General features: G+C 68.7%; 23 protein-coding genes and 1 riboswitch. Of the genes, 8 read left to right on the top strand and 15 right to left on the bottom strand.

What is annotated here, in order from left to right; translation table 11 throughout:
* Nucleotides 1–101: 101 nt before the first annotated feature.
* Nucleotides 102–1,124: a LacI family DNA-binding transcriptional regulator gene (locus ABIC17_RS09805; RefSeq protein WP_354281365.1), complete on the top strand. Its 1,023-nt coding sequence runs from the start codon at nucleotides 102–104 to the stop codon at nucleotides 1,122–1,124.
* Between the two features lie 419 nt (nucleotides 1,125–1,543).
* Here the strand turns inward: ABIC17_RS09805 and ABIC17_RS09800 are convergent, their stop codons facing one another.
* Nucleotides 1,544–2,215, bottom strand: coding sequence for a DUF6445 family protein (locus tag ABIC17_RS09800; RefSeq protein ID WP_354281364.1), 672 nt, complete (start codon nucleotides 2,213–2,215; stop codon nucleotides 1,544–1,546).
* A 171-nt stretch (nucleotides 2,216–2,386) separates the two neighbouring features.
* On the opposite strand from ABIC17_RS09800, the gene ABIC17_RS09795 reads away from it, so the two are divergent.
* The 6 genes from ABIC17_RS09795 (at nucleotide 2,387) to mtnA (ending at nucleotide 8,083) form a co-directional block, all read left to right on the top strand.
* Nucleotides 2,387–3,880 carry an MFS transporter gene (locus tag ABIC17_RS09795; RefSeq protein ID WP_354281362.1) on the top strand — a complete coding sequence of 498 codons (1,494 nt, stop codon included), beginning with the start codon at nucleotides 2,387–2,389 and terminating at the stop codon, nucleotides 3,878–3,880.
* 133 nt (nucleotides 3,881–4,013) lie between these two features.
* On the top strand, nucleotides 4,014–5,165 hold the full coding sequence (locus tag ABIC17_RS09790; RefSeq protein ID WP_354281361.1) for an aminotransferase: 1,152 nt from the start codon (nucleotides 4,014–4,016) through the stop codon (nucleotides 5,163–5,165).
* On the top strand, nucleotides 5,162–5,785 hold the full coding sequence (gene mtnB / locus ABIC17_RS09785; protein ID WP_354281359.1) for a methylthioribulose 1-phosphate dehydratase: 624 nt from the start codon (nucleotides 5,162–5,164) through the stop codon (nucleotides 5,783–5,785). Before ABIC17_RS09790 ends, mtnB begins: the two co-directional genes overlap by 4 nt.
* The gene (locus tag ABIC17_RS09780; protein ID WP_354281357.1) at nucleotides 5,782–6,333 is read left to right on the top strand and encodes a 1,2-dihydroxy-3-keto-5-methylthiopentene dioxygenase; all 552 of its coding nucleotides are present in this window, start codon (nucleotides 5,782–5,784) and stop codon (nucleotides 6,331–6,333) included. The genes mtnB and ABIC17_RS09780 overlap by 4 nt, the downstream gene beginning before the upstream one ends.
* Nucleotides 6,330–7,016: an acireductone synthase gene (gene mtnC, locus ABIC17_RS09775; protein WP_354281356.1), complete on the top strand. Its 687-nt coding sequence runs from the start codon at nucleotides 6,330–6,332 to the stop codon at nucleotides 7,014–7,016. Before ABIC17_RS09780 ends, mtnC begins: the two co-directional genes overlap by 4 nt.
* Nucleotides 7,013–8,083 (top strand): S-methyl-5-thioribose-1-phosphate isomerase, encoded by a 1,071-nt coding sequence (mtnA, locus tag ABIC17_RS09770; protein WP_354281354.1) that lies wholly within the window; start codon nucleotides 7,013–7,015, stop codon nucleotides 8,081–8,083. The genes mtnC and mtnA overlap by 4 nt, the downstream gene beginning before the upstream one ends.
* Before the next feature lie 219 nt (nucleotides 8,084–8,302).
* On the opposite strand, the gene ABIC17_RS09765 is transcribed toward mtnA, so the two are convergent.
* From ABIC17_RS09765 to cbiE, 8 genes are read right to left on the bottom strand one after another with little or no spacing between them, the layout of a single operon-like run.
* Complete coding sequence (locus tag ABIC17_RS09765) at nucleotides 8,303–9,343, bottom strand: HoxN/HupN/NixA family nickel/cobalt transporter (protein ID WP_502958446.1); 1,041 nt, start codon at nucleotides 9,341–9,343, stop codon at nucleotides 8,303–8,305.
* Nucleotides 9,344–9,371: 28 nt separating this feature from the next.
* Nucleotides 9,372–9,782 carry a DUF1636 domain-containing protein gene (locus ABIC17_RS09760; protein ID WP_354281352.1) on the bottom strand — a complete coding sequence of 137 codons (411 nt, stop codon included), beginning with the start codon at nucleotides 9,780–9,782 and terminating at the stop codon, nucleotides 9,372–9,374.
* A gap of 34 nt (nucleotides 9,783–9,816) precedes the next feature.
* Nucleotides 9,817–10,458: a 5,6-dimethylbenzimidazole synthase gene (bluB, locus tag ABIC17_RS09755; RefSeq protein WP_354281351.1), complete on the bottom strand. Its 642-nt coding sequence runs from the start codon at nucleotides 10,456–10,458 to the stop codon at nucleotides 9,817–9,819.
* Nucleotides 10,455–11,228, bottom strand: a complete 774-nt coding sequence (gene cobF, locus ABIC17_RS09750; RefSeq protein WP_354281349.1) for a precorrin-6A synthase (deacetylating) — start codon at nucleotides 11,226–11,228, stop codon at nucleotides 10,455–10,457. Before cobF ends, bluB begins: the two co-directional genes overlap by 4 nt.
* A complete protein-coding gene (locus tag ABIC17_RS09745) occupies nucleotides 11,221–12,534 on the bottom strand; it encodes a cobyrinic acid a,c-diamide synthase CobB (protein ID WP_354281347.1) in 1,314 nt (437 codons plus the stop codon). The genes cobF and ABIC17_RS09745 overlap by 8 nt, the downstream gene beginning before the upstream one ends.
* Nucleotides 12,531–13,316 (bottom strand): precorrin-4 C(11)-methyltransferase, encoded by a 786-nt coding sequence (gene cobM / locus ABIC17_RS09740; protein WP_354281345.1) that lies wholly within the window; start codon nucleotides 13,314–13,316, stop codon nucleotides 12,531–12,533. The genes ABIC17_RS09745 and cobM overlap by 4 nt, the downstream gene beginning before the upstream one ends.
* On the bottom strand, nucleotides 13,313–13,693 hold the full coding sequence (locus ABIC17_RS09735; protein ID WP_354281343.1) for a cobalamin biosynthesis protein: 381 nt from the start codon (nucleotides 13,691–13,693) through the stop codon (nucleotides 13,313–13,315). The genes cobM and ABIC17_RS09735 overlap by 4 nt, the downstream gene beginning before the upstream one ends.
* Nucleotides 13,675–14,895 (bottom strand): precorrin-6y C5,15-methyltransferase (decarboxylating) subunit CbiE, encoded by a 1,221-nt coding sequence (gene cbiE, locus ABIC17_RS09730; protein ID WP_354281341.1) that lies wholly within the window; start codon nucleotides 14,893–14,895, stop codon nucleotides 13,675–13,677. Before cbiE ends, ABIC17_RS09735 begins: the two co-directional genes overlap by 19 nt.
* Between cbiE and ABIC17_RS09725 the strand changes: the two genes are divergently transcribed.
* Nucleotides 14,894–15,643: a cobalt-precorrin-6A reductase gene (locus ABIC17_RS09725; RefSeq protein ID WP_354281340.1), complete on the top strand. Its 750-nt coding sequence runs from the start codon at nucleotides 14,894–14,896 to the stop codon at nucleotides 15,641–15,643. The genes cbiE and ABIC17_RS09725 overlap by 2 nt on opposite strands.
* Here ABIC17_RS09725 and cobJ read toward each other — a convergent pair.
* Genes cobJ through cobW form a run of 6 tightly spaced genes read right to left on the bottom strand, consistent with a single transcriptional unit; the run spans nucleotide 15,619 to nucleotide 23,132 of the window.
* Nucleotides 15,619–16,368: a precorrin-3B C(17)-methyltransferase gene (gene cobJ, locus ABIC17_RS09720; protein WP_354281338.1), complete on the bottom strand. Its 750-nt coding sequence runs from the start codon at nucleotides 16,366–16,368 to the stop codon at nucleotides 15,619–15,621. The genes ABIC17_RS09725 and cobJ overlap by 25 nt on opposite strands.
* Nucleotides 16,365–17,102 carry a precorrin-2 C(20)-methyltransferase gene (cobI, locus tag ABIC17_RS09715; RefSeq protein ID WP_354281336.1) on the bottom strand — a complete coding sequence of 246 codons (738 nt, stop codon included), beginning with the start codon at nucleotides 17,100–17,102 and terminating at the stop codon, nucleotides 16,365–16,367. The genes cobJ and cobI overlap by 4 nt, the downstream gene beginning before the upstream one ends.
* Nucleotides 17,099–17,728, bottom strand: coding sequence for a precorrin-8X methylmutase (locus tag ABIC17_RS09710; RefSeq protein ID WP_354281334.1), 630 nt, complete (start codon nucleotides 17,726–17,728; stop codon nucleotides 17,099–17,101). Before ABIC17_RS09710 ends, cobI begins: the two co-directional genes overlap by 4 nt.
* Nucleotides 17,728–18,789 carry a ferredoxin-like domain-containing protein gene (locus ABIC17_RS09705; protein ID WP_354281669.1) on the bottom strand — a complete coding sequence of 354 codons (1,062 nt, stop codon included), beginning with the start codon at nucleotides 18,787–18,789 and terminating at the stop codon, nucleotides 17,728–17,730. The genes ABIC17_RS09710 and ABIC17_RS09705 overlap by 1 nt, the downstream gene beginning before the upstream one ends.
* 38 nt (nucleotides 18,790–18,827) lie before the next feature.
* Nucleotides 18,828–22,088 carry a cobaltochelatase subunit CobN gene (gene cobN, locus ABIC17_RS09700; RefSeq protein WP_354281332.1) on the bottom strand — a complete coding sequence of 1,087 codons (3,261 nt, stop codon included), beginning with the start codon at nucleotides 22,086–22,088 and terminating at the stop codon, nucleotides 18,828–18,830.
* 6 nt (nucleotides 22,089–22,094) lie between these two features.
* Nucleotides 22,095–23,132 (bottom strand): cobalamin biosynthesis protein CobW, encoded by a 1,038-nt coding sequence (gene cobW, locus ABIC17_RS09695; protein WP_354281330.1) that lies wholly within the window; start codon nucleotides 23,130–23,132, stop codon nucleotides 22,095–22,097.
* A gap of 170 nt (nucleotides 23,133–23,302) precedes the next feature.
* Nucleotides 23,303–23,539: riboswitch (cobalamin riboswitch) on the bottom strand.
* Between the last annotated feature and the right edge of the window lies 1 nt (nucleotide 23,540).

Raw genomic sequence — 23,540 nt, 5'->3', positions numbered from 1 at the left:
TTGCAGAAGGATCGGGCATACGTATTCTCGAAAGGCTTTCCGGTGTAGCGTGTCCGCGCACGTCGGCATCAGGGCGGGCGCTTATCTGGACGGTTGCAACGATGGCGAGACGGCCGACTTCCCTTGATATCGCACAGCTCGCCGGCGTGTCGCAGCCGACGGTTTCGCGCGCTTTACGGGGGGTTAAGACGGTTAACCCGCAGACCCGGGCGCGGATCGAGGCGATCGCGCGGAAGCTCAATTATGCGGTCGACAAGAACGCGTCGAGCCTGCGGAGTCAGGCCACGCATACGCTTGCATTGCTCTTCTTCGAGGAAGCGGCGGAAGAGGATGGTGCTATAAACCCATTCTTTTTATCGATGCTGGGGTCGATCACGCGGGCGTCGGCCAAGGCTGGTTACGACCTGCTGATCTCGTTCCAGCAGTTGTCGGGCGACTGGCACGTCGATTATCAGGACAGCCACAAGGCCGACGGGATCATCCTGCTCGGCTATGGCGATTACGATACGTATCGCGTGCGGCTCGATCATCTCGCCGAGCAAGGATCGCATGTCGTCCGCTGGGGCGCAGTGGGGACGGGGCCCGGTGCGATCACGGTTGGGTCGGACAATCGCGACGGTGGCGCACAGGCGACCGCGCACCTGATCGCCCGCGGTCGGCGACGGATTGCATTTCTGGGTACGGCGGACAGCCGCTATCCCGAAGTCGAGGAGCGGTATCGCGGGTATTGCCAGGCCCTCGCCGAAGCGGGGCTGGAGGTCGACGCGACGTTGCGAGTCGATGCGCTGACGCTCGAGGACTCGGGGCTGGAAGCGATCGCGGAATTGTCGCGGCGCGGTGCTTCCTACGACGCGATCTTCGCCGCAAGCGACAGCATCGCGATCGGTGCGATGCGCGCGCTGGCGGCGGCGGGGCGGCGGGTGCCGGACGACGTCGCGATCGTCGGCTTCGACGATATTCCGTCCGCGTCGCTGACCAGCCCGCCGCTCTCCACGGTCGCGCAGGATGCGCGGCAAGCGGGGGAGGTGCTCGTCGCGACACTGCTGGCGCGGCTGCACGGCGACGCGGTCACCCCCGCGCCGCTTGCGACGCGGTTGGTCGTGCGGGCGAGTAGCGGGGGGTAGGACGGCGCTATCGGGGGGAGCAGCGCCAGACGCGGTACCCCCTTTCTACTGCTTCCCCGGCGAAGGCCGGGGCCCAGGAGGTGCGCAGAAGTTCGCTGCGCTGCGCCCAGTTTGAAAAACCTGTCCTTCTGGGCCCCGGCCTCCGCCGGGGAAGCGTTAGTCAGGGGGGCTGGTGGTGCGGGCAAGTCGCGGTGGGTAGGGCGGGGGGTGCCGACGGGGTCAGTCGTACCGACGCGCGAGTTTCGGCGTTCAAGTCCCGCAACTTCTACTGCTTCCCCGGCGAAGGCCGGGGCCCAGGAGTAGCGCAGAAGTTCGCTGCGCTGCGCCCAGTTTGAAAAGCCTGTCCTCCTGGGCCCCGGCCTCCGCCGGGGAAGTGCAAAAGGGTGTAGTGGTAAGCAAGCACAACCCACCCACCACCCTCATTCGTCAAACAAGAACACATTCAACGTCAACCGCCCCACCAGCGGATCCCCGCTCAACACCACCTCGGGCGGCAGATCCGCGCAGTGCAACGTGTTTCCCGCATAGACCAAAGCGCGATTATACGCCCCCGGCTGCACCTCGATCCGCTCGTACAGCGGCGTATCGCCCGCGATATACGCGGCCTCGGGCATTCCGTTCGCCCGCACCCCGTCCGCGAGCGCGCCCTTGAACCGGTCCAGCCGCGCCGCGTCCACGCTCTCGAACCCCGTCTCGCGCTGGCGGTAGAAGGCCGTTCCACCCTGCACGCCATGCCCGAGAAACAACAGCACCGCGATCCGGCGCGCTTCCACCCCGTCGAAATGCGGCAACCGCTGGATTGGCGCGAGCCGCGCAGGATCGGTCGTGACGAGCGAATAATAGGCCTCCGACACGCGCGGTGCCGGGTCGAGCCCGAAATGCTCGGCCAGCAAGGGGGCCACCTTGCGCCGGATCGTCTCCGCCAGCCGCGGCGGCACTTCGGCGCGGACACCCGGGTAATGCGGCCCGATCTCGCCCATCCGCAGGGACGCCGCGTCTTCGCGCAGCATTTCGGGATCGGGCCAGAAATCGTCGATCACCAGCAGCGGATTCTGTTCCCGGCCCTGCCGGTGGAGGCGTGGAGTCTGCATCAGCCGCGTCTTGGAACCGCACGGGGCCGTCATGCAAGCCTTGCCCTGACCCACTGTCCCACGCTGCATTCGTATGCATCGCGCGGTGCCCTTGTGCGCGCCGCGGCTTGTCGGCACTCAGGCCCGCGACAAGCTCGGCCGTCGTGACGAACCGGGCATGAGAGGGACGACGTGAACGAAAAACCGGTGCAGGGCTTCGGCGGCCTGTGGAACATCAGCTTCGGCTTCTTCGGGATCCAGATCGGCTTCGCGCTCCAGAACGCGAACATGAGCCGCATCTTCCAGACGCTCGGCGGATCGCTCGACGACCTGTCCTATCTGTGGATCGCCGCCCCGCTCACCGGGCTGCTCGTCCAGCCGATCATCGGCCATTACAGCGACCGGACGTGGAACCGCTTCGGCCGTCGTCGGCCGTATTTCTTCGCAGGCGCGGTGCTTGCGGCGCTGGCGTTGTTCGTCATGCCCGAGGCCAGAGCATTATGGCTGGCGGCGCTGACCTTGTGGGTGCTCGACGCCTCGATCAACGTGTCGATGGAGCCGTTCCGCGCGTTCGTCGGCGATATGTTGCGCAAGGATCAGCATAGCGCCGGTTACGCGCTGCAGACCGTGTTCATCGGGGCGGGGGCCGTCGTCGGCTCGATCTTCCCGTTCGTGCTCGCGCATCTCGGCGTGTCGGAAACCGCACTCGACGGCGTGCCCGATACGGTGCGGTTCAGCTTCTGGGCGGGGGGGGTCGCGCTGTTGCTCGCGGTGTTGTGGACCGTCGGCAGTACGCGCGAATACAGTCCCGAACAGATGGCGTCGTTCGGCGAGCGCGATGCCGCCGAGGATCTCGCTCAGCCGATGCGCGCGCTCGCCGCGCGCGGGCTCGGACGAAGCGCGGCGTGGATCGCGGCGGGCGTTGCGATCCTCATCGCGGTGCCGGCGCTCGCGTTGCAGAAGGAAGTCTATCTGCTCGGCGGGCTGCTGATTGCTTACGGCCTCGCGAGCGCGATCGCGATCCGGCGCGCACGGAGCGGCGATACCGACAATGCGCTGAGCATGATCGTGGGCGACTTTTCGGCGATGCCCGTGGTGATGAAACGCTTGGCGCTGGTGCAATTCTTCAGCTGGTCCGCGCTGTTCATCATGTGGATCTATTCGACCCCGGTCGTCGCGCAATATGCGTTCGGATCGAGCGATCCCACCAGCGCGGCGTATAACGCTGCGGGGGACTGGGTCGGCGTCCTGTTCGCGGTCTATAACGGCGTCGCCGCGCTGATCGCGTTGCTCGTGCTCCCGCGCGTCGCCGCTAAAATTGGCAAGGTGCGGACGCATATCGCGGGCCTGCTGTGCGGGGCCGCCGCCTTCGCCAGCTTCTTCGTCATCCGCGACCCGCACTGGCTGATCCTCAGCGAAGTCGGCGTCGGAATCGCCTGGGCGTCGATCCTCGCCATGCCCTATGCGATCCTCGCGTCCAGCCTGCCGCAAGCGAAGCTCGGAATTTACATGGGGCTTTTCAACGTGTTTATCGTCATTCCGCAGTTGCTCGTGGCAACCGTGATGGGGTCGGTGCTGCGCGCTTTCTTCCCGACCGAGCCGATCTGGACGATGGCCGTGGGGGCGGCAGTGATGGCGCTGGCCGCACTTGCGATGCTGCGCGTTCCCGATACCGACGAGGCTTGAGGCGGGCGAAACCACCGCTTTCCCGCGCGCAAGAATTGGCGCGGGGGACGCTAGCGCATTTTCGCTGCGCATGCCGGGCCGACGCTTTATAGGGGGCGCCAGCACCGCCGCATCAATCTGGGATCCCCGCCTTTTGCCCCCGCCAACGACCATCTTCGAACGCCAGTCGCGGCTCGCGCAGGACCTCGGCGCGATCAATCTGGGGCAGGGCTTCCCGGACATGGCGCGCATCGGCCACGGCCCTGCCGAGCTCCTCGATGCCGCCGCCCGCGCGCTGACCGAGCGATCGAGCCAATATCCGCCGATGCGCGGCCTTCCTGCGCTGCGGTCCGCGATCGTGGACTATTACGAGCGCGAACAGAGGCTTGCAGTCACAACCGACGAAGTCGTCGTAACCTCCGGCGCGACCGAGGCGCTTGCCGCGGTGTTGCTCGCGCTGGTTCGGCCCGGTGACGAAGTCGTTCTCGTCCAGCCGTTATACGACGCATATCTCCCGCTCGTGCGACGCGCAGGTGGGGTCGCGCGGCTGGTCGACCTTACACCCCCCGACTGGCACCTGCCGATCGCGGCGCTCGCCGAGGCGATCACCGACAAGACCGCGGTATTGCTGCTCAACACCCCCAACAACCCGACCGGCAGCGCGATCGGCGCGGCGGACTGGGCCGAGATCGCCGAGCTGTGCGTGCGGCACGACGTCACGCTGATCTGCGACGAAGTGTGGGAGGCGATGATGTTCGAGGGCGAGCACGTCTCGCCGATGACGATCCCCGCACTGCGCGACCGGACGGTCAAGATCGGATCGGCGGGCAAGATCTTCTCGCTCACGGGGTGGAAGGTCGGCTGGGCGATCGCCGCGCCGCCGCTTGCCGACGCAATTGCCGCGACGCATCAGTTCCTCACCTTCACCACCGCGACCCCGCTGCAATGGGCGGTCGCGGAAGGGCTGGCGCTTCCGTCCGAATGGCATGCGGAGCACCGCGACATCTACCGACAGGCGCGCACTTTCCTCGCCGAGCGACTGGCTGCGGCTGGCTATGCGGTGATGCCGGGCGAAGCGACGTGGTTCCTGATCGTCGATCTCGCTGGCTCGGGAATAGCGCTGGGTGACGAGGACTTCGCGCACCGGCTGCTGGTCGAGGCAGGGGTCGCGACGATCCCCGTCTCCGCCTTCTATGCCGAGCGCGCACAGACGGGCTATGTCCGCTTCTGTTTCGCCAAGGACGAGACAACGCTGGCGCTTGCCGCCGAGCGGGTCGCCGATTTCCGCAAGAAGCTCCTCGCATGACGTTCGACGAAGCCACCGATGCGATCATCGCAGCGGGCAACCGGCTCGACCGCGCCGGTCTCGCGCCCGCGACCGCGGGAAACTATTCGGTGCGTCTGCCGGATGGAACGCTCGCGCTGACCGTTTCCGGCGGCCACAAGGGGCGGCTCGCGCCCGAACAGATCATGCGCGCCACCGCCGAGGGCGTCTCGCTCGACGGCAAGCGCCCGTCCGCCGAGACGTTGCTCCATTGCCTGATCTACGCGGTCGATCCGGGGGCGGGGGGGATCCTCCACACCCATTCGGTGCCGGGTGTCGTGCTCAGCCGCGCGCTTGGCGGCGCGCGCGAGATCGTGTTCGACGGCTATGAACTGCTCAAGATCTTCCCCGGCGTCGACACGCACGAGGCGCGCGTCGCGATCCCGCTGGTCGAGAACAGCCAGGACATGGCAGCGATGGCCGAGATCCTGCGGCCGCTGCTGGTCGCGCAGACGCCGATCGCCCCCGCCTTCTACATTCGCGGCCACGGGCTGTACGCCTGGGGCTGCACGATCGCCGAAGCCGAACACGTGACCGAAGCGGTCGAGTATCTGCTCGCCTGCGAGTGGGAAACGCTCAAACTCGAAAGGTGCGGAGCATGACGACGCTGACCCTCTACGATCTGGCGGCCCCTCATGCGGTGCGATCGGAAACAACCGATGCCGGCGAGATCGCGACCCGGCTGGCCCCGCTCGGCATCACCTTCGAACGCTGGGCGGCGAGCGTCACCTTGCCCGAGGACGCAAGCGACGCCGACGTGATCGCGGCGTATCGCGACGACATCGACCGGCTGATGGAGCAGGGTGGCTATCGCTCGTGCGACGTCATCCGCCTGCTTCCCGACAATCCTGCGCGCGAGACGTTGCGCACCAAGTTCCTCGACGAGCATACCCACGGCGAGGATGAAGTCCGCTTCTTCGTCGAGGGATCGGGCGTCTTCTACATCCGCGGCGACGACGCGGTCTATGCGCTGGAATGCACCCGCGACGATCTGATCGCAGTGCCCGAGGGCACGCGCCACTGGTTCGACATGGGGCCGGCCCCGCGCTTTACCGCGATCCGCCTGTTCGCCGAACCCGACGGCTGGGTCGCCAGCTTCACTGGCGACACGATCGCGCGCGGTGTGCCGCTGTACGCGGGGGCCGCGTGACCATCCGCGCGATCGTCACCGATATCGAGGGCACGACGTCGAGCATCGCGTTCGTCCACGACGTGCTGTTCCCATATGCCCGCGCGCGTCTGGCGGCGTTCGTTACCGATAATGCCGACCGGCTCGCTGCCGAACTGCAGGCCGTGCGCGATGCGGCGCGGGAACCGGCGCTCGACGTGCGGGGCGCGATCGAGCAGTTGCTGGAATGGCAGGACGAAGACCGCAAGATCGCCCCGCTCAAGACGATCCAGGGGATGATCTGGGCGCAAGGCTATGCCGACGGCAGCCTGATCGGCCATGTCTATCCCGATGCGATCACGGGCCTGCAGCGCTGGCACGCGCAGGGCCTGCCGCTGTACGTCTATTCCTCCGGGTCGGTCGCGGCGCAGAAACTGCTGTTCGCGCACACCGCGGCGGGCGACCTGACGCCGATGTTCTCGGGCTATTTCGACACCGCCGTCGGTGCCAAACGCGACGCGGCATCCTATCGCACGATCGCCGACCGCATCGGCCTTTCCGCCGCGGAAGTCCTGTTCCTCTCCGACATCGCGGAGGAACTCGCGGCGGCGTCTGCCGCGGGGATGCAGGTCACGCTGCTCGCGCGCGATACGCCCGACGAAACCAGTGCCTATCCCGTCGCGACCAGCTTCGACACGATCCTCCCCGAACAGGTGACCGCATGATCCTCGCCGGAACCCGGACGCGCTCGATCTGGGTCAATCCCGATGGCTGGAGCGTCGGAATCTTCGACCAGCGCAAGCTCCCCTGGTCGGTCGAGCCGATGCGCCTGACGACCGCCGACGAGTGCGCGCACGCGATCGCCGACATGGCGACGCGTGGTGCGCCGTTGATCGGGGCGGTCGCAGCGTACGGGCTCGCACTGGCGCTGCGCGTGGATGCGGGCGACGAAGCACTCGACCGTGCCTATCGCCAGTTGCTTGCAACGCGCCCGACCGCGGTCAATCTGAAATGGGCGCTCGACCGGGTCCGCGCGGTCGTGACCCGCATGCCTGAACAGGATCGAGCCGCTGCCGCCTACGCCGATGCAGCAGCCCTATGCGACGAGGATGTCGCAATCAACGAGGCGATCGGTCGCGCCGGGCTCGAGATCCTCAAGGATCTGGCCGCGCGGAACCCCGACAGGCCGCTCAACATCCTGACGCATTGCAACGCGGGCTGGCTCGCGACGGTCGACTGGGGCACCGCGACCGCGCCGCTCTACATGGCGCACGATCTCGGCATTCCGCTCCACGTCTGGGTCGACGAAACCCGCCCCCGCAACCAGGGCGCACTCACCGCGCTCGAACTGGCGGGGCACGGCGTGCCGCACAGCTATATCGTCGACAATGCCGGCGGGCTGCTGATGCAGCGCGGGCAAGTCGATCTCGTCATCGTCGGCACCGACCGCGTCACCCGCAACGGCGACGTCTGCAACAAGATCGGGACGTATCTGAAAGCGCTGGCGGCGCACGACAACGGCATCCCGTTCGTGGTCGCGCTCCCGTCCTCCACCTACGATGCGAACACCGCCGACGGGGCGTCGGTCCATGTCGAGGAACGCGTCGCCAGCGAAGTCCTGTCGGTCGAAGGCCCGGATCAGGACGGCGTGTTGCGGCGCATCGCGGTGACCGCGTCCCCCGCCGCGAACCCCGCGTTCGACATCACCCCGGCGCGCCTGGTCAGCGAGTACATCACCGACAAGGGCCGGATCGTCGGCGCGGCCGCACTCGCGGAGGCGTTCGGCGGATAGGCTGGGCCGTCATCCCCGCGCAGGCATGGCCTCTCCAAAACCATCGCTGTTCTCCCGCGAAGGCGGGAGTCCAGGAGTCGCGTGAGCCGGAAGCCGTTGTTCCGCTCGTCCCTGGATTCCCGCTTTCGCGGGAAAACAGTCAATGACGGTTCCGTAACCCAATCTTCGCAGAGTCCCGCCTGCGCGGCAACGCCGATCGTCTATCGCACGGAACCCCCATCACCCCCCGTAGCGCACCTCGATCTCATCGAACCGCTTCCACCGAAACACCGCCCAACTGACGATCCAGCACAAGGCGAACACCCCGATGATCCCGAAACCGAGCAGGTTGAACCGCCCCCCCAGATCGCTCGCCGCAGACCAGACGCCGCCGTGCAACCCCAGCTTGTCCGCGATCAGCGCGAGCGTCTCGATCCCGCCGATCACGATCGCCACGAACGCGGAAACCGCAGTGATCGTAATGTTGTAGTAGAGCTTGCGGATCGGCTTGACGAACGCCCACTCATACGCGCCGAGCATCAGAATGCCGTCGGTCGTATCGACCAGCGCCATCCCCGCCGCGAACAGCGCGGGCAGCACCAGCACCGGCCCCAAAGCAAAATCGTGCGCCGCCTGCGCCGCCGACAACCCCAGGATCGCAACCTCGGTCGCCGTGTCGAACCCCAGCCCGAACAGGAACCCAAGCGGCGCCATATGCCAGCTCCGCGACACCAGCCGGAACAGCGGACGGAAGATGCGCGACAGCAATCCGCGCCCGCCCAGCAGCATGTCGAGATCCTCGTCGACATAGGCGCCCCCGCTGCGCACATGCTGGAACGTCCGCCAGACCGAGCGCAGGATGACCAGGTTCATCGCGGCGATGGTGAACAGGAACGCCGCCGACACGATCGTCGCGATCACCCCGCCGCTCGCCTTCAGCGCCTCGAACCCCGACAGCGCCGAGGCCGTGAACGCAACCGCGACCGAGGCCAGCAGGATGATCATGCTGTGCCCGATCGCGAACCAGAAGCCGACCGCCATCGGTCGCTGCCCGTCCTGCATCAGTTTGCGCGTGACGTTGTCGATCGCGGCGATGTGATCCGCATCGACCGCGTGGCGCAACCCCAGCCCCCAGGCGAGCAGCGCGGTGCCCAGCATCAGCGGCTGCGCGTGGAACAGCGCGAGCGCCCAGATCCACGCGCCGACGTTCGCGCCGATCAGCAGGACGTACAACAGCCCGATCCGCCGCCTGAGCGTCGGGCGGTCGATCGGAGACGGCACCGGGGACGCGGCGGGCGTGTGCGGGCGATCATGCTTCGACAAGATAGCCCTCCGGTGGCGTGCGCGCGATGAAGTGGCCCTTGATGCCCTGCGGCCAGTCCTTGAACGGTACGCGCCCCTCCGCGCTGTCGGCGTAATGGACCGCGTAATCGAGGATCGCGCGCGCCGCGTCCGCATCGGGGGTGAAGCGCCCGAGCAGATAGCCGACCTTGCCGGGCGCGCGCAGGTGCACCGAGCAATGCTCGCTGCACGAGAACAGGCACGGCATTTGCTGGATCGCGACATCGGCATAGCGGGGATCGGCGGCCTTCGCGGCCTCCAGCGCCGCCACCAGCACAGCGCCACCACGCACGCCGTCGGCGTCCTCGCGGGCGTCTGCGGAAACGCGGCAGGTGTTGCACGCGACGACGGAAAGGGCCTTCTCGACCGGGATCAGCATGGGGTTCGTTCCAATGGGATGAAGGGAAGGGAGGTCATCGTTCCAGCGTCCGGACTGCGACCGGCTCGCGCGCTTGCCAGCCGCGCCGCTCGAGTTCGGGAATGTCGGAAGGGTTCAGCGGATAGCCGAGACACAGGAGCGCGATCAGGCTCCACTGCGGCGGCACGTCGAGCAGTTCGGTGACGACGGATGGCTCGAGGATCGATACCCAACCGAGCCCGATCCCCCGCGCCCTTGCCGCCAGCCACAGCGTGTGGATCGCCATCACGGTCGAATAGCGCAGCATCTCGGGCATCGTGATGCGGCCGAGCTTATGGCCCGCATCGGGGTCCTCGTCGCAGAACACCGCGATCAGCTCGGGCGCTTCGAGAATGCCGTGCAGCTTGAGGGCGCGATAACGGTCCCGGCGCACCGCGTCGGGGATTGCGGAGGCGGCCTTCGCGGACACGTCATCGACATGTGCGGCGATCGTCTCGCGGAGCGGCAGCGAACGGATCCGCACGAACCGCCAGGGTTGCGCATTGCCCACCGACGGCGCGAGCGCCGCGGTTTCGAGCAAGCCCTGTATGACTGCCTCCGACAACGGGCGCGGGTCGAAATGCCGGACGTCCCGGCGCCAGCGCAGCAGCGTTTCGAAGCGATCGGCGAACTCCGGATCGAACTCGGGCGCGGTCATGCCGCCACCCCGCGGCGCAAGAGATACGTGTCCATGATCCAGCCATGATCAGCGCGCAGCATCGCTCGGCGCGCGACGATTGTGCTCGCGACCTCGGCCAGAGGCCCGGCGATCAGCGTCTCGTGCGGCATCCCCAGATACGCACCCCACCAGATCGTGATCCCGCCCGGATCGAGCGTGGTGAACGTACACTCCCCGTCGAGCATTACCGCCAGCGTATCGACGCCATCGGGCCAACCTTCCGCCCGCAACCGCCGCCCGGTCGTGATCAGGACCGGCGCACCGAGCCTATTGAGCGGGATCGCGTGCGCCGCGGTCAGCGCCTGCAAGCTGGTAATGCCGGGGATGACCTTTACGCGAAGCGCGATCCCTTCCGCCCGCAGCCGCTCCGCGATCCGCAAGCTGCTGTCGTAGAGCGACGGATCGCCCCAGACGAGCAGTGCCAGCCTGCCACCATCCGGAAGCTGCGCGGCGATCTGCATTGCCCAGCACGCAGCGATCGCGTCATGCCAGTCGTCCACCGCGGCGAAGTAGGGCCCCGCGCCGTCACGCTCCGGCAAGTCGAACTCGACCACCCGCGTCGCCCCCGTCAACACGCGCGCGCAGATCTCCCGCCGCAACACGATCAAGTCCGCCGCCGCTTCACGCTTGCGCGGGAGGAGGATCACGTCGGCGGCGTTCATCGCGGCTTCCGCGGCCCGCGTCAGATGGTCCGGATTGCCCGTGCCGATCCCGATCAGGTGGAGGTCGATGACGGGGCGCTCAGGCATCGGGCGCGATCAGGTGGAAGAAGGTGCCCGTCACCCGGGCGCGATACGATCCCGTCTCGGCCACTGCGGTCCCCTCCGCATCGACGACATGCGCCAGCGCCGGGTCGGGCTGGTCGAGGATCGTCGAGTAATGGAACTCATGCCCCCGCAGCGCGGTGCCGACGGGCGCACCCGCCATCGGCGCGACCAGCGTCGCATGGCGATAGCCGAGATGCATCTTGCGCCGCTCATAGCTCGTCACCAGCCCGAGCAGCCCCGCCATCGCGTGCCGCACACCGTCCGCGTCGATCAGCCCCTGGCCGAGCGCCATATAGCCGCCGCACTCGCCGTGGACCGGTCGCGTCTGCGCGTGCGCGATTAGTCCCGCCCGGAAATGCTCGGCGGCGGCAAGCCGTCCGGCATGGAGTTCGGGATAGCCGCCGGGCAGCCACACCAGATCCGCATCTGCCGCCGGCGCCTCGTCGTCCAGCGGCGAGAAAGGCAGGATCTCCGCCCCTGCGTCGCGCCACCCGGCGAGCATGTGCGGATAAACGAACGAAAACGCCGCATCCTGCGCCAGCGCGATCCGTTGGGCGGGTGGCGCGAGACGGGGCGCTTCCACCGCCTCGATCGGGTCGCCGACCGCGCGTGCCGCTCCGCGCAACGCGTCCAGATCGACATGATCACGCAGGAACGTCGCATAGTCCGCGATCCGCGCGTCGAGATCGGGGTGTTCGGACGCCTGGACCAGCCCGAGGTGCCGCTCGGGCAGCTTGAGGTCGCCCCGCCGCGGCAGCGCCCCGAACACGCGAAGCCCCACCGCCGCCATCCCGCTGCGCGCCAGCCGCTCGTGGCGCGGGCTAGCGACCCGATTGAGGATCACGCCCGCAATCTCGACGTCCGGATCGTAGCGTGCGAAGCCCAGTGCCGTGGCGGCGGCGGATTGCGCCTGGCCCGACACGTCGATCACCAGTACCACCGGCCAGCCCATCCGGCGCGCGACATCCGCGCTCGCCCCGTTCCCGGTCGCGCCCGGGGTCGCCACGCCGTCGAACAGCCCCATCGATCCTTCCGCCAGCACCAGATCGGCATCGCTCGCCTTCGCGCCGAGCCCATGCAGCATCCCCGCCGCCATCGCCCAGCTATCGAGGTTGAACGACGGTCGCCCGCTCGCTGCGCGGTGAAAGGCGGGGTCGATGTAGTCGGGGCCGCTTTTGAACGGCTGTACCCGCAGCCCAGCATCGCGAAACGCCCGCAGCAGCCCGAGCATCACCGTGGTCTTGCCGGTACCCGAGGCGGGGGCGGCGATCATCAGGCCGGGCGTCATGCCTCGCTCCCCGCAAACCGAGACTGCGGCGTGGTGGGGCGAAATCTGCGGTCGTACTCCGCTGCATACAGGCTGCTTTCGCCGAAATCGCCAGGGGCCAGCACGCGCCCGACCAGGATCAGCGCGGTCCGCTCCGGCCCGTCCGCCGCCGCCGCGACGATCGTCGCCAGCGTCGCGCGGACGATCCGCTCGTCCGGCCAGCTCGCCCGCCACACGATCGCCACCGGGCAATCCGCGCCGTAGGCCGGGATTAACTCCGCGACGACCTTGTCGAGCAAGTGGATCGACAGATGGATCGCCAGCGTCGCGCCCGTCGCCGCGAAGGCGGGCAGCGCCTCGGCATCGGGCATCGCGCTCGCGCGGCCCGAGGTGCGGGTCAGGACGACCGACTGGGTCAGCCCGGGCAGCGTCAGTTCCGCCTCCAGCGCCGCCGCCGCCGCCGCGAAAGCCGGCACGCCGGGCGTGATGCTCACCGGGATCCCCAGCGCGCGCAGGCGGCGCAGTTGCTCGCCCATCGCCGACCAGATCGACAGGTCCCCCGAATGCAGCCGCGCAACGTCGTGCCCCGCCGCGTGCGCCGCCGCGATCTCGGCGATGATCTGGTCGAGCGACAAAGGTGCTGTGTTGACGATCCGCGCCCCCGCCGGACAATGGTCGAGCAGCGCCGCGGGCACCAGCGACCCCGCATACAGGCACACCGGCGACCCGGCGATCCGGTCGCGCCCGCGCAGCGTGAGCAGGTCGGGCGCGCCGGGCCCCGCGCCGATGAAGTGAACGGTCATGTGCTGGGTCCTTCTGCGATGGCACAGGTCGCCATCCGATCGGGGGAAATGCAGCGCCGCACGATCAGTCGTGCGCCGGTCCCGGCCGCGGCGAGGGCTGCGGCTTCGGCAACGCTCCCGGTACCGCGCGCGGCGAGACTGGCGCGCGACTGCGTCGGCGTGACGACGTGGAGTAGGCGTTCGGGTGGAAGCGCGATCAGCGCGATCCCGCGTGCGGCGGCGAGCGGGGCGAGCAGGGGGGCCTTGTCGGCAACCGTCGCCAGCGCGGTGACACGCCGCTGCCCAAGCTCCACCTGCACCAGCGCCGCCTCACACGCCGCCAGCGTCGCCGCACGCCGGAACCCGAAGCCCGCGACGATCACAGCGTCACGCTCCACTGCACGATCGGATAATGCGCCCGCCACCCACGCCGCGTGCCGATCGGCGCGACCTCGGACAATGCGATGCGAAGCAGGTCGCCGCCCTTCAGGCCCTGCCACAGCGCCAGTAGCGCCTCGGACTCGAGCGTCACCGCATTGGCGACCAACCGCGTGCTGGCCGGAAGGTTTGCCCACAGCCAACCAAGCATCGCTGCCGACACCCCCCCACCAATGAACACCGCATCGGGGAAGGAATGCCCCGCCAGCCCCTCCGGCGCGCGCGCCACGACGACGCCCAGCCGATCCACGCCCAGCGCATCGGCATTGCCCCGCATCCGGTCCGCGCGCACCGGATTCGTCTCGAACGCCACCGCCTGCGTCGTCGGATGTGCGAGCAGCCACTCGATCGCGATCGACCCGGACCCGGCTCCAATATCCCACAAGGTCTCGAACGGACGCGGTGCAAGCGCGGACAAGGTCAGTGCGCGCACCGGGCGCTTGGTGATCTGCCCGTCATGCGCGAACCAGGCATCGGGCCGCCCAGCAGCGGTCGGAACCACCGCGCCCGCGCCCCTCACCAGCACTCCCACCGCCACCGGATGCGCGATATCGCCCAGCGCGAACCCCGCCGCCGTCACGCGCCGAACCCGCTCCCGCGGTCCCCCAAGCGCTTCCAGCACCCACAGGTCGCTCTCGCCAAACCCCAGTTCCGCCAGATACCGCGCCAGCGCCGCCACCGCCGCGCCGTCGCGCAACAGCACGATCGCGCGAACCCCCGGCGCCACCACGGTGCGCAACCGCGCAAGCGGCGCGGCATGAAGCCCGAGGCACGCGGTCGTCTCGATCGCCCACCCCAGTCGTGCCGCCGCCAGCGCGAAGGTAGAGGGCACCGGATGCGCAACCCATTCGCCAGCCGCAAGCGTCCGCGTCACCACCGATCCCGCCCCGAACCAGAACGGATCGCCCGACACCAGCACCACCACCCGCCGCCCCCGCCGCGCCAGCAGCGGTGCGATCCCGTCCGCGAACGGCACTGGCCACGGGACAACGTCCGCCGCCAGATCGGCCAGCACATCGGCCAACAGCGCAAGATGCCGCGCCGCCCCCGTCACCCATTCCGCGCGGGCAAGTGCATCGCGGCTTGCCGCGGACAGCCCGGCTGGTCCATCCTCGCCGATCCCGACGATCGTCAGCCACGCTTCCCCGAGTTCATCCGCCATGCCGAACATCCTGATCCTCGGCGGCACGACCGAGGCGAGCGCGCTCGCGCAGGTGGTCGCCGCACGCGGGCTGCGCGCCACGCTGAGCTACGCCGGGCGCGTCGCCAGTCCCAAGCCGCAACCCATCGCCGTCCGCATCGGCGGGTTCGGCGGCGTCGCAGGCCTGACCAAGTATCTGCGGGACGAGGCGATCACGCATCTGGTCGACGCGACCCATCCCTTCGCCGCGCAGATGAGCCGCAACGCGGTCCTCGCCGCCACAGCCGCCACCGTGCCGCTGATCGCGCTGACCCGCGCCGCCTGGACCCCCGAACCCGGCGATAGGTGGCACACCGTGCCCGATGTCGCTGCGGCGGTAGCGTCGCTTGCAGGCGCGCGGCGAAACGTCATGCTCGCGCTCGGACGGATGCACGTCGCCGCCTTCGCCGCGCAACCGCAGCACCGCTACCTCCTGCGCTACGTCGATCAGCCCGAAGCACCGCCGCCGCTCCCCGATCACCACATCGTCGTCGATCGCGGCCCGTTCACCGCCGCGGGCGACGAAGTGCTGCTCCGCGCCCACGCGATCGATCTGGTCGTGTGCAAGAACGCGGGCGGCAGCGGCGCGCAGGCCAAGCTGGTCGCCGCCCGCGCGCTCGCTTTGCCGGTCCTGATGATCGACCGCCCGGCGCTGCCCGACCGGCATCAGGTCGCGGATATCGCGGCGGTGCTGCACTGGATCGCTCACGACACCGACCGCGGCGTGTAAAGGATCGGCGCGCCGTCCCGGAGGATCGTCCGCGTCGTGCTCGACCCGACGATCACCACCGTCCGCATGTCCGCCATGTCGGGGACCGCATCGGGCAGCGGCACGATCCGCAAGCTCTCCTCCGCCGTCGTCACCGCACGCGCGAACAGCACCGGCCGGTCGTCGCCACATTCCTCGCGCAGGATCGCAAGCGCGCGTCCAAACCCTTCAGGCCGGGCGCGCGAGCGAGGATTGTAAAAGGCGATCGCGAAATCCGCCTGCGCCGCAAGCCGCACGCGCCGCTCGATCAGCGCCTGTGGCTTGAGATTGTCAGACAGGTTGATCGCGCAGAAATCATGCCCCAGCGGCGCGCCCGCCCGCGCCGCCGCGGCGAGCATCGCGGTGATCCCGGGCAACACCCGAACGTCGACCTCGCGCCACGCCGCCGGACCATGATCGATCGCCTCGAACACCGCCGCCGCCATCGCGAACACCCCCGGATCGCCCGACGACACGACCACCACCCGCCGCCCCGCCAGCGCCAGCGACAGCGCATGGCCAGCGCGGTCCAGTTCTACCCGATTGTCGGAAGGATGCAGCGTCAGGCCTTCCCGTGGCGCAACCCGCGCGACGTAAGGGATGTAGCCGATCACGTCAGTCGCCGCGGCGAGCGCGGCGGTCACCTCGGGCGTCACCAGCGCCGCGTCGCCCGGCCCGAGCCCCGCGATCGCGATCCACCCGCTCAAGGCCGTCGCCCCTGGCCGTGGATCAGCAGGATCGCGAAATACGGCGCGATCCCCTCGACATCGGCCAGCCGCGTGACGCGCTGCTCGGGCATCGCGGCATATTCCACCAGCCACGCCGCCTCCGTCCGCCCCGCCGCCGCGACCGCGCGGCGCAGCTTGCCCAGATGCCGCCCGATCTTCATCACCACCAGCGCATCGGTATCGCGGATCCGCTGCGTCAGCGCGTCCTCGCCCATCGTCGCGGTCAGGACGGTCAGCACGTCCTCGCCCCAGGTGATCGGAATGTCGCTCGCGGTCCACGCGCCCGACATGCCGGTGATCCCTGGGACGACCCGCACCGGCGCGACCCCCGCCAGACGGCTGTGGAGGTGCATGAACGATCCGTAGAAGAACGGGTCGCCCTCGCACAGCACGACGACATCCTCGCCCGCCGCCGAAAGCGCCGCGAGATGCGCGGTACAGTCGGTATAGAAGCCGCACAGACGATCGGCATAGCGCGGGTCCGACGTGGGTATCTCGGTCGTGACGGGATATTCCATCGCGAATTCGATCGCGTCCGGGTGGAGCATCCCGTCGACGATCCGCCGCGCGTGGCCGGGTTTGCCCGCCTTGCGGAAGAAGGCGACGTGTCGCGCCCCGCGCACCAGCCGGTCCGCGCGCACGCTCATCAGATCCTGCGCACCGGGGCCGAGCCCGACGCCGTGGATGATGCCCGGGGGAAGCGGCGTGGTCATTCCGCGCGGCTCGCCAGCGCGTTGATCGCGGCCACGGTGATCGCACTCCCGCCCAACCGACCCTCGACCACGACGCACGGCACCGGCTGTTCCGCCCACAACGCCGCCTTGGATTCGACCGCCCCGACGAAGCCGACCGGGCAGCCGATGATCGCCGCGGGGCGCGGGCAGGCAGGGTCCTCGAGCATGTTGAGCAAGTGGAACAGCGCGGTCGGCGCATTGCCGATCGCGACCACCGCGCCCGCCAGATGCGGTCGCCACAGCTCCAGCGCGGCGGCCGAGCGGGTGTTTCCCATCGAGCGGGCGAGGTCGATCGTCGCGGGATCATGCAGCGTACAGATCACCGGATTGTCCGCAGGCAGGCGTCCGCGCGTGATCCCTTCGGTCACCATCCGCGCATCGCACAGGATCGGCGCGCCCCCCGCCAGCGCCGCGCGGGCAGCACGCGCGAAGTCGGGCGAGAAGCGGATCTGCGCCGCCAGTTCGACCAGACCCGCCGCATGGATCATCCGCACCGCGACGGGTTCCTCCTCGGGCGTGAAGCGATCGAGCTCGGCCTCAGCGCGGATCGTGGCGAAGGACTGGCGATAGATCGCCGCACCATCGGTCTGGTAGACATGCGGCATCAGGAAACTCCAAAATGGGTAAGAAGCCGGTTTTGGTCGAACCCGATGAGGGCAGGCGGGTCGCCAGCGCGCGCGCCGAACGCGACGTCGAAGCGCCCGTCGCGCCCGGTAAGAACGACGTCCGCAGGCCGCGACCGCGCGCACCCCTTGGCGCAGCCCGAGACGTGCAGCCGCCCCGCGACATGCGGCGCGAGCCGCAGCGCCAGCGCGCGCGTCTCGACGCTCGCCTGGGGACAGTCGGGCGCGCCGACGCAGGCGTCGACCGCGATGCCGACCGGGTCTGGGGTGGTGGGAGCCGTGCCCCCCTCAATGATTACGCGACGCCACGGCGTAATCCGCAACGCGGTTGCGTCCGGCGTCATCAGCGCAGCCAGTGCGCTCGCATCGATCCGCCCGAACGCGACCCCGTGAACCTTGCCAACACCATGCGCACCGCCTGCGAGCATCGGAGCGGACGCGGCCGGGAGATCGTCGCCACGCGCCCAGTCGGGGAGGGGGGCGGCATGACGCGCCATTCGCCCTGCGATAACGCCGCCGCTCGCGACGAACCATTCCGCCAGCGCGATCATCGCGGAAACCGCGTCATCCGGCGTGATGCGCACCCCAGTCGCACGACCGTCCGCGCGCAGGATCAGCCCGCCGTCTGCGCCACGCTCGACCCGAATGTCGGCAGGGTCGTCGCGCAGCACCGGCGCGGCCCCTGCATCGATCGCAAACCCGAACTTGCCCGGCAGATCGGGAAAGTTGGCTAGACGCGCGATCACGTCGCTGGCGATGCGATGCGTCTCGTCGCCCGAACGCCAGTCAGGCGCGACTAGCACCGCATGGCGGGCTTCCATCGTCGGATCGGGGTCGACCAGACCGAGGCCGCACAATTCGTCGATCAGCGCGGGCCAACTGTCTTCGCAGACGCCGCGGATCTGCAGATTGCCGCGGTTGGTCAGGTCGATCTGCCCGTTGCCATGCGTGCTCGCCGCCTCACACAGGCCCAGCACCTGCGCACGCGTCAACCGCGCCAGCCGCGGGCGGACCCGCACGATCAGCCCGTCCCCCGCCGCCATCGGGCGATGCGCGGTCGGGCACCAGCCTCGGACGACGCTCACGTCCGGTCCTCCAGCCACGCGAGCGTCGAATTACGCCTCGTAGCCCACAGCCCCGCCGCATGAAGCGCCGCAAACCGCGCTTCCATCGCCGCAAGCGCCAGCGGATTGGCCTCGGCCATGAAGGCGCGAACCTCATCCTGCGCGAGCGTCGCATCGTAATAGAGATCGATCGTTTCCGGCGTCACGACATCGGCGAGCGACGCGAAACTCCCGATATGATCGAGCGTCGCGGCAATCTCGGCGGCACCCCGGAACCCGTGCCGCAGCATCCCCGCGATCCACCCGGGATGCGCCGCCCGCGCCCGCACGACCCGCGCGATCTCCTCCGCCAGCGGACGGGCACGCGGCCGTGCCGGATCGGTCGCGTCGAGATGGTACAGCGCCGCCTTGCCCCCGACCACGCCCTGCGCCGCCGCAAACCCTGCTTCGTGCGCCGCATAGTCCGCCGCGAGCAGCAGGTCGGTCTCGGGCAGGTCCTGGACGTGGACGAAGCCATCGGCACCAGCGACTCGCGCGGCAATGCCTGCGGCGTCGGCGTGCGCATCCCCCGCATCGAGCGCAAAGGCCGACGCGGCGAGCCACGCCGTGCCCGCCCCGATCCGCGCCTCGGGCGTATAGGTGTCGGCAGCGGTGCCCAGACCGATCCCATAGCTGCCCGGACGCGGCCCATAGACGCGCGGCCCTGGCATGGTTCCGACGAACGGATTGTGGTCAGCAGGCTCATCGCGCTGCGCAAGCGCGCGAATGGCCTGTCCAAACAGCGCACAAAGCGTGGGAAAAGCGTCTCGAAACAGCCCGGAAACGCGTAAAGTGACGTCAATTCGGGGGCGATCCAGCGTCATTAGCGGTAGGATTTCGATCCCCGTCACCCGATCAGAGGCATGATCCCACACGGGTTCGACCCCGAGCAGGTGAAGCGCCATCGCAAATTCCTCGCCCGCGGTGCGCATCGTCGCCGATCCCCACAGGTCGATCACCAGCCCGCGCGGATAGTCGCCATGATCCTGCAAATGCCGCCGGATCAATTCGTTGGCGAGCAGAACACCTTGTGCCCGCGCCGAGCGCGACGGCACTGCGCGTGGGTCGGTCGTGTACAGGTTACGCCCGGTCGGCAGCACGTCGCTGCGGCCACGCCACGGCGACCCCGACGGGCCGGGCGGAACGCGCTGCCCGGCCAGCGCCCGCAACAGCCCGTCGCGTTCCGCCGGACCCTGTTCGCCCCGCCCGAAGACGTGGAGCCCGTCGCCAAATTGGCTGTCTTTTACGTCACATACGAAGGTATCTATCCGTGTGATTGCATCGGCTTGCGTTGCCGCAGCGTCGAGCCCCAGCACCGTATCCAGCCCGAGCGACCGCGCCTCGTCCGCAATATCGCCCTGCAATCGATCGCGCCTCGCCGGATCGAGCCCGTCCGCGTTCGAGAACTCGTCGAGCAACGCCTCCAGCCGCCCCAGCCCCGCACCGCTGCGCGTGGCGACGAGCGGGGGCGGGATATGACCGATCGTCACCGCACCGATCCGGCGCTTGGCCTGCGCGGCTTCGCCAGGATCGTTGACAATGAACGGATAAATCACCGGCATCGCGCCCGTAAGCGCGGCGGGCCAGCATTCGTCGGACAGCGCAACCGCCTTGCCGGGCAGCCATTCGAGCGTCCCATGCGCACCGACATGCACCAGCGCATCGATCCCGAGCGTCCGCAGCCACAGGTAGAAAGCGACATAGCCATGCCGCGGGCAGCGCGTAAGATCATGATATTGCTCGGCTCGCACCCGCGGATCGCCGCGCTCGGGCTGAAGCGCGATCAGGCCCGCGCCGGTGTCGATCGCTGAGAAATGGAATGTATCGCCACGGACGGCACTGTCGGTCTCCGGCATGCCCCAGGCTTCGGACAGGTCGGTCTGCAATCGTGCCGGAAGGTCGGCCAATGCCTTGCGGTAGGCCGAAACCGCCCAAGTCATTGTATTATCGAGAACATCACCCGCAACGCTCGTCACTTTAGCCGGCTCTACCGCATAGCCCGCCGCTGCCAGATCCCCCAGCATCGCATCAACTGAAGCGATCGCATCGAGCCCCACCGCATGCGCCATCTGGTGCGCCTTGCCGGGATAGGTCGACAGAACGATCGCGATCCGTCGTTCCGCAACCGGCATGGCGGCAAGCCGCGCCCACCCGTCCACCTGTGCAACGATCGCTATGATCCGCGCCGGATCAGGCCGGTGCTCGCGCCGCGCATATTGCAGATCGGCGTCGCGCGGCGCGGCTTCCTTAAAGCTCGCCACCCCCGCAAAAACACGCCCATCCACCTCGGGCAGAACGACGTGCATCGCCAGATCTGCCGGGGAAAGCCCGCGCGGCGCGGCGGCCCACGCCGCTCGATCAGACGTCGCCAGCGCAACCTGGAACACCGGCACCCCGGCCCCGTCGAGCGGCGTGACGCCCGCCGCATCGCTTGCCGAGAAAGCGGTCGCGTTGACGATCGCAACCGGCCCCAGCGCCGCCACCCACCGAGCGATCCAGCCGCGCGCGCCTGCCTCCTTGAGCGAGGGGACGAACAGCCCGATGGCATCATACCCCTTCGCGGCGAACGCCGCGTGCAGTGCCGCAATCGGCGCGACATCGGCGGCCAGCAGGTACGATCGATAGAAGACCAGCAGCACCCGCGGCTTGCGCGCCGTGATCGCGAACGCGGCGGGGCAGGAGGCCCCCGTGTCGGGGTGCCACCCGCCCACCGCTGCAATCACTGGCGGGGTCGCGGCAAGGTCGTCGGCCAGCCCCGCCGCTGCCGCAAGTCCCTCGAGCGCGGCCCGTGCAGCGTGCGCTCCGCCAAGATCGCACAGCCCCGCCAGCATTCGCAGCGTCGTGACGGGCAGCGTCGAAGCCGCATCCAGCCGCGCATCCACGCGCCCATCCGCGGGCAGCACCGCCAGCGCGATCCCGCGCTCCCGGGCGAGCGCGGCGACCTGCTGGACGCCGTAAGACCAATAAGCGGTACCCCCGATCAACCGGATCAGGATTCCCCTGGCCGCACCGAGCGTCCGTTCGACATAGGTATCGACCGAAAGCGGATGCGTCAGCTCGGCAAGATTGGCGAGCCGCAGCGTCGGCAGCGCAGGCCCCGCCGCCCGCCATCCCGCCGCGAACGCGCCGAGATCGCTATCCGAGAAGGACAGCACGACGAGATCCGCGGCATCCTGCCCCAGATCGCGCGGGCTCGCCGCGTCGTCGATTCCATGCGTTTCGCGAAAGACGACGTGCATCGTCGCTCAGCCGATCAGCGCCGCCCTGATCGCCACAGGATCCAGCCGATCGCGCTCGGCGATCACCACGAGTTGCGACGTCCGCGCTTCGTCGCTGCGCCACAGCCGATCATAATGCGTCCGCACCCGCGCCCCGACCGCCTGAACGAGCAGTCGCATTGGTTTCCCTGCCACTGCCGCATACCCCTTGACCCGCAGGACGTCGCCCTGTGCAGCAAGCGCCTCGATCCGCGATGCCAGTTCGGCGGGCTCGGTAATCTCGGACCATGCCACGACGATGCTGTCGAAGTCGTCATGCTCATGCTCGTCCTCGCCGTCATGATGCGACGGGCGCGCGGCGATATCATCCTCCGCCGCCGCACCCAGCCCGAGCACGATCCGCGGATCGATCACGCCGTCGACCAGCTCGATCACCGGGAGCGTGCGCCGCATCTCGGCAGCGATCAACTTGCGCGCAACCACGACCGCGTCCACCCCGGCGAGGTCGCATTTGGTCAGCAGCACCAGGTCCGCGCACGCAAGCTGATCCTCGAACACTTCGGACAAGGGCGTCTCGTGATCGATACTGGGGTCAGCCGCGCGCTGCGCATCGATCGCATCCAGGTCGGGCGCGAACCGCCCCGCCGCAACGGCCTCCGCGTCGGCCAGCGTGATGACGCCGTCGACGGTAATCCGCGACCGGATCGCAGGCCAGTCGAATGCCTTGAGCAAAGGCTTTGGCAATGCCAGCCCCGATGTCTCGATCAGGATATGGTCGGGCCGGGGATCGAGCGCGAGCAACGTTTCGATCGTCGGGATGAAATCGTCTGCGACTGTGCAGCAGATACAGCCATTGGCAAGCTCGACGATGTTCTCCGCCGGGCAGTCGGGGATCGCGCAGCCCTTCAGGATGTCGCCATCGACCCCGAGGGTGCCGAATTCGTTGACCACGACCGCGAGGCGTCTGCCACCAGCGGAACGGATCAGATGGCTGATCAACGTCGTCTTGCCTGCTCCAAGGAAGCCGGTGACGATGGTGACGGGAACTTTGGATAGATCGGACATGCTCTTCCCCGCGGCGCGACAGCAACGAACGGAAGGGGCCGATTACGGACGGCGCGCGACGGCGGACGAGCGCCGAATGCCGCCCGAGCCACGCACCGATGCAGCCCCAGCCGCATAGGCTCGTCGCTCAGACGGAGAACCGTGCCGCGGCCATCCCCTGGGCCAAGGCAAGAGCGACCTTATCGCCGGCAGGTCTCCTGGCTCGCGGGTCATCGCTCGAGCATCGCCTTCCCAGACAACCGGTCCGAAGACCGGTGCAGTCCAGTGGCCGCCCGCTCCGAACGGAGGGGGCATGACGCTTTCGCTCACCGCTTACAGTTGCAGGGACAGCCGCGGATTTGGGGGAAGCCCCCGCACCGCATTCCCATTCAAGCCCCTCGCGGGGCACCGGCGCGATCAACGAGAACC

This window comes from Sphingomonas sp. PvP056, from assembly GCF_040549155.1.
Classification (GTDB): domain Bacteria; phylum Pseudomonadota; class Alphaproteobacteria; order Sphingomonadales; family Sphingomonadaceae; genus Sphingomonas.
Note: the sequence above shows the minus strand (reverse complement) of the source record. Positions and strands in the feature narration are given on the sequence as shown.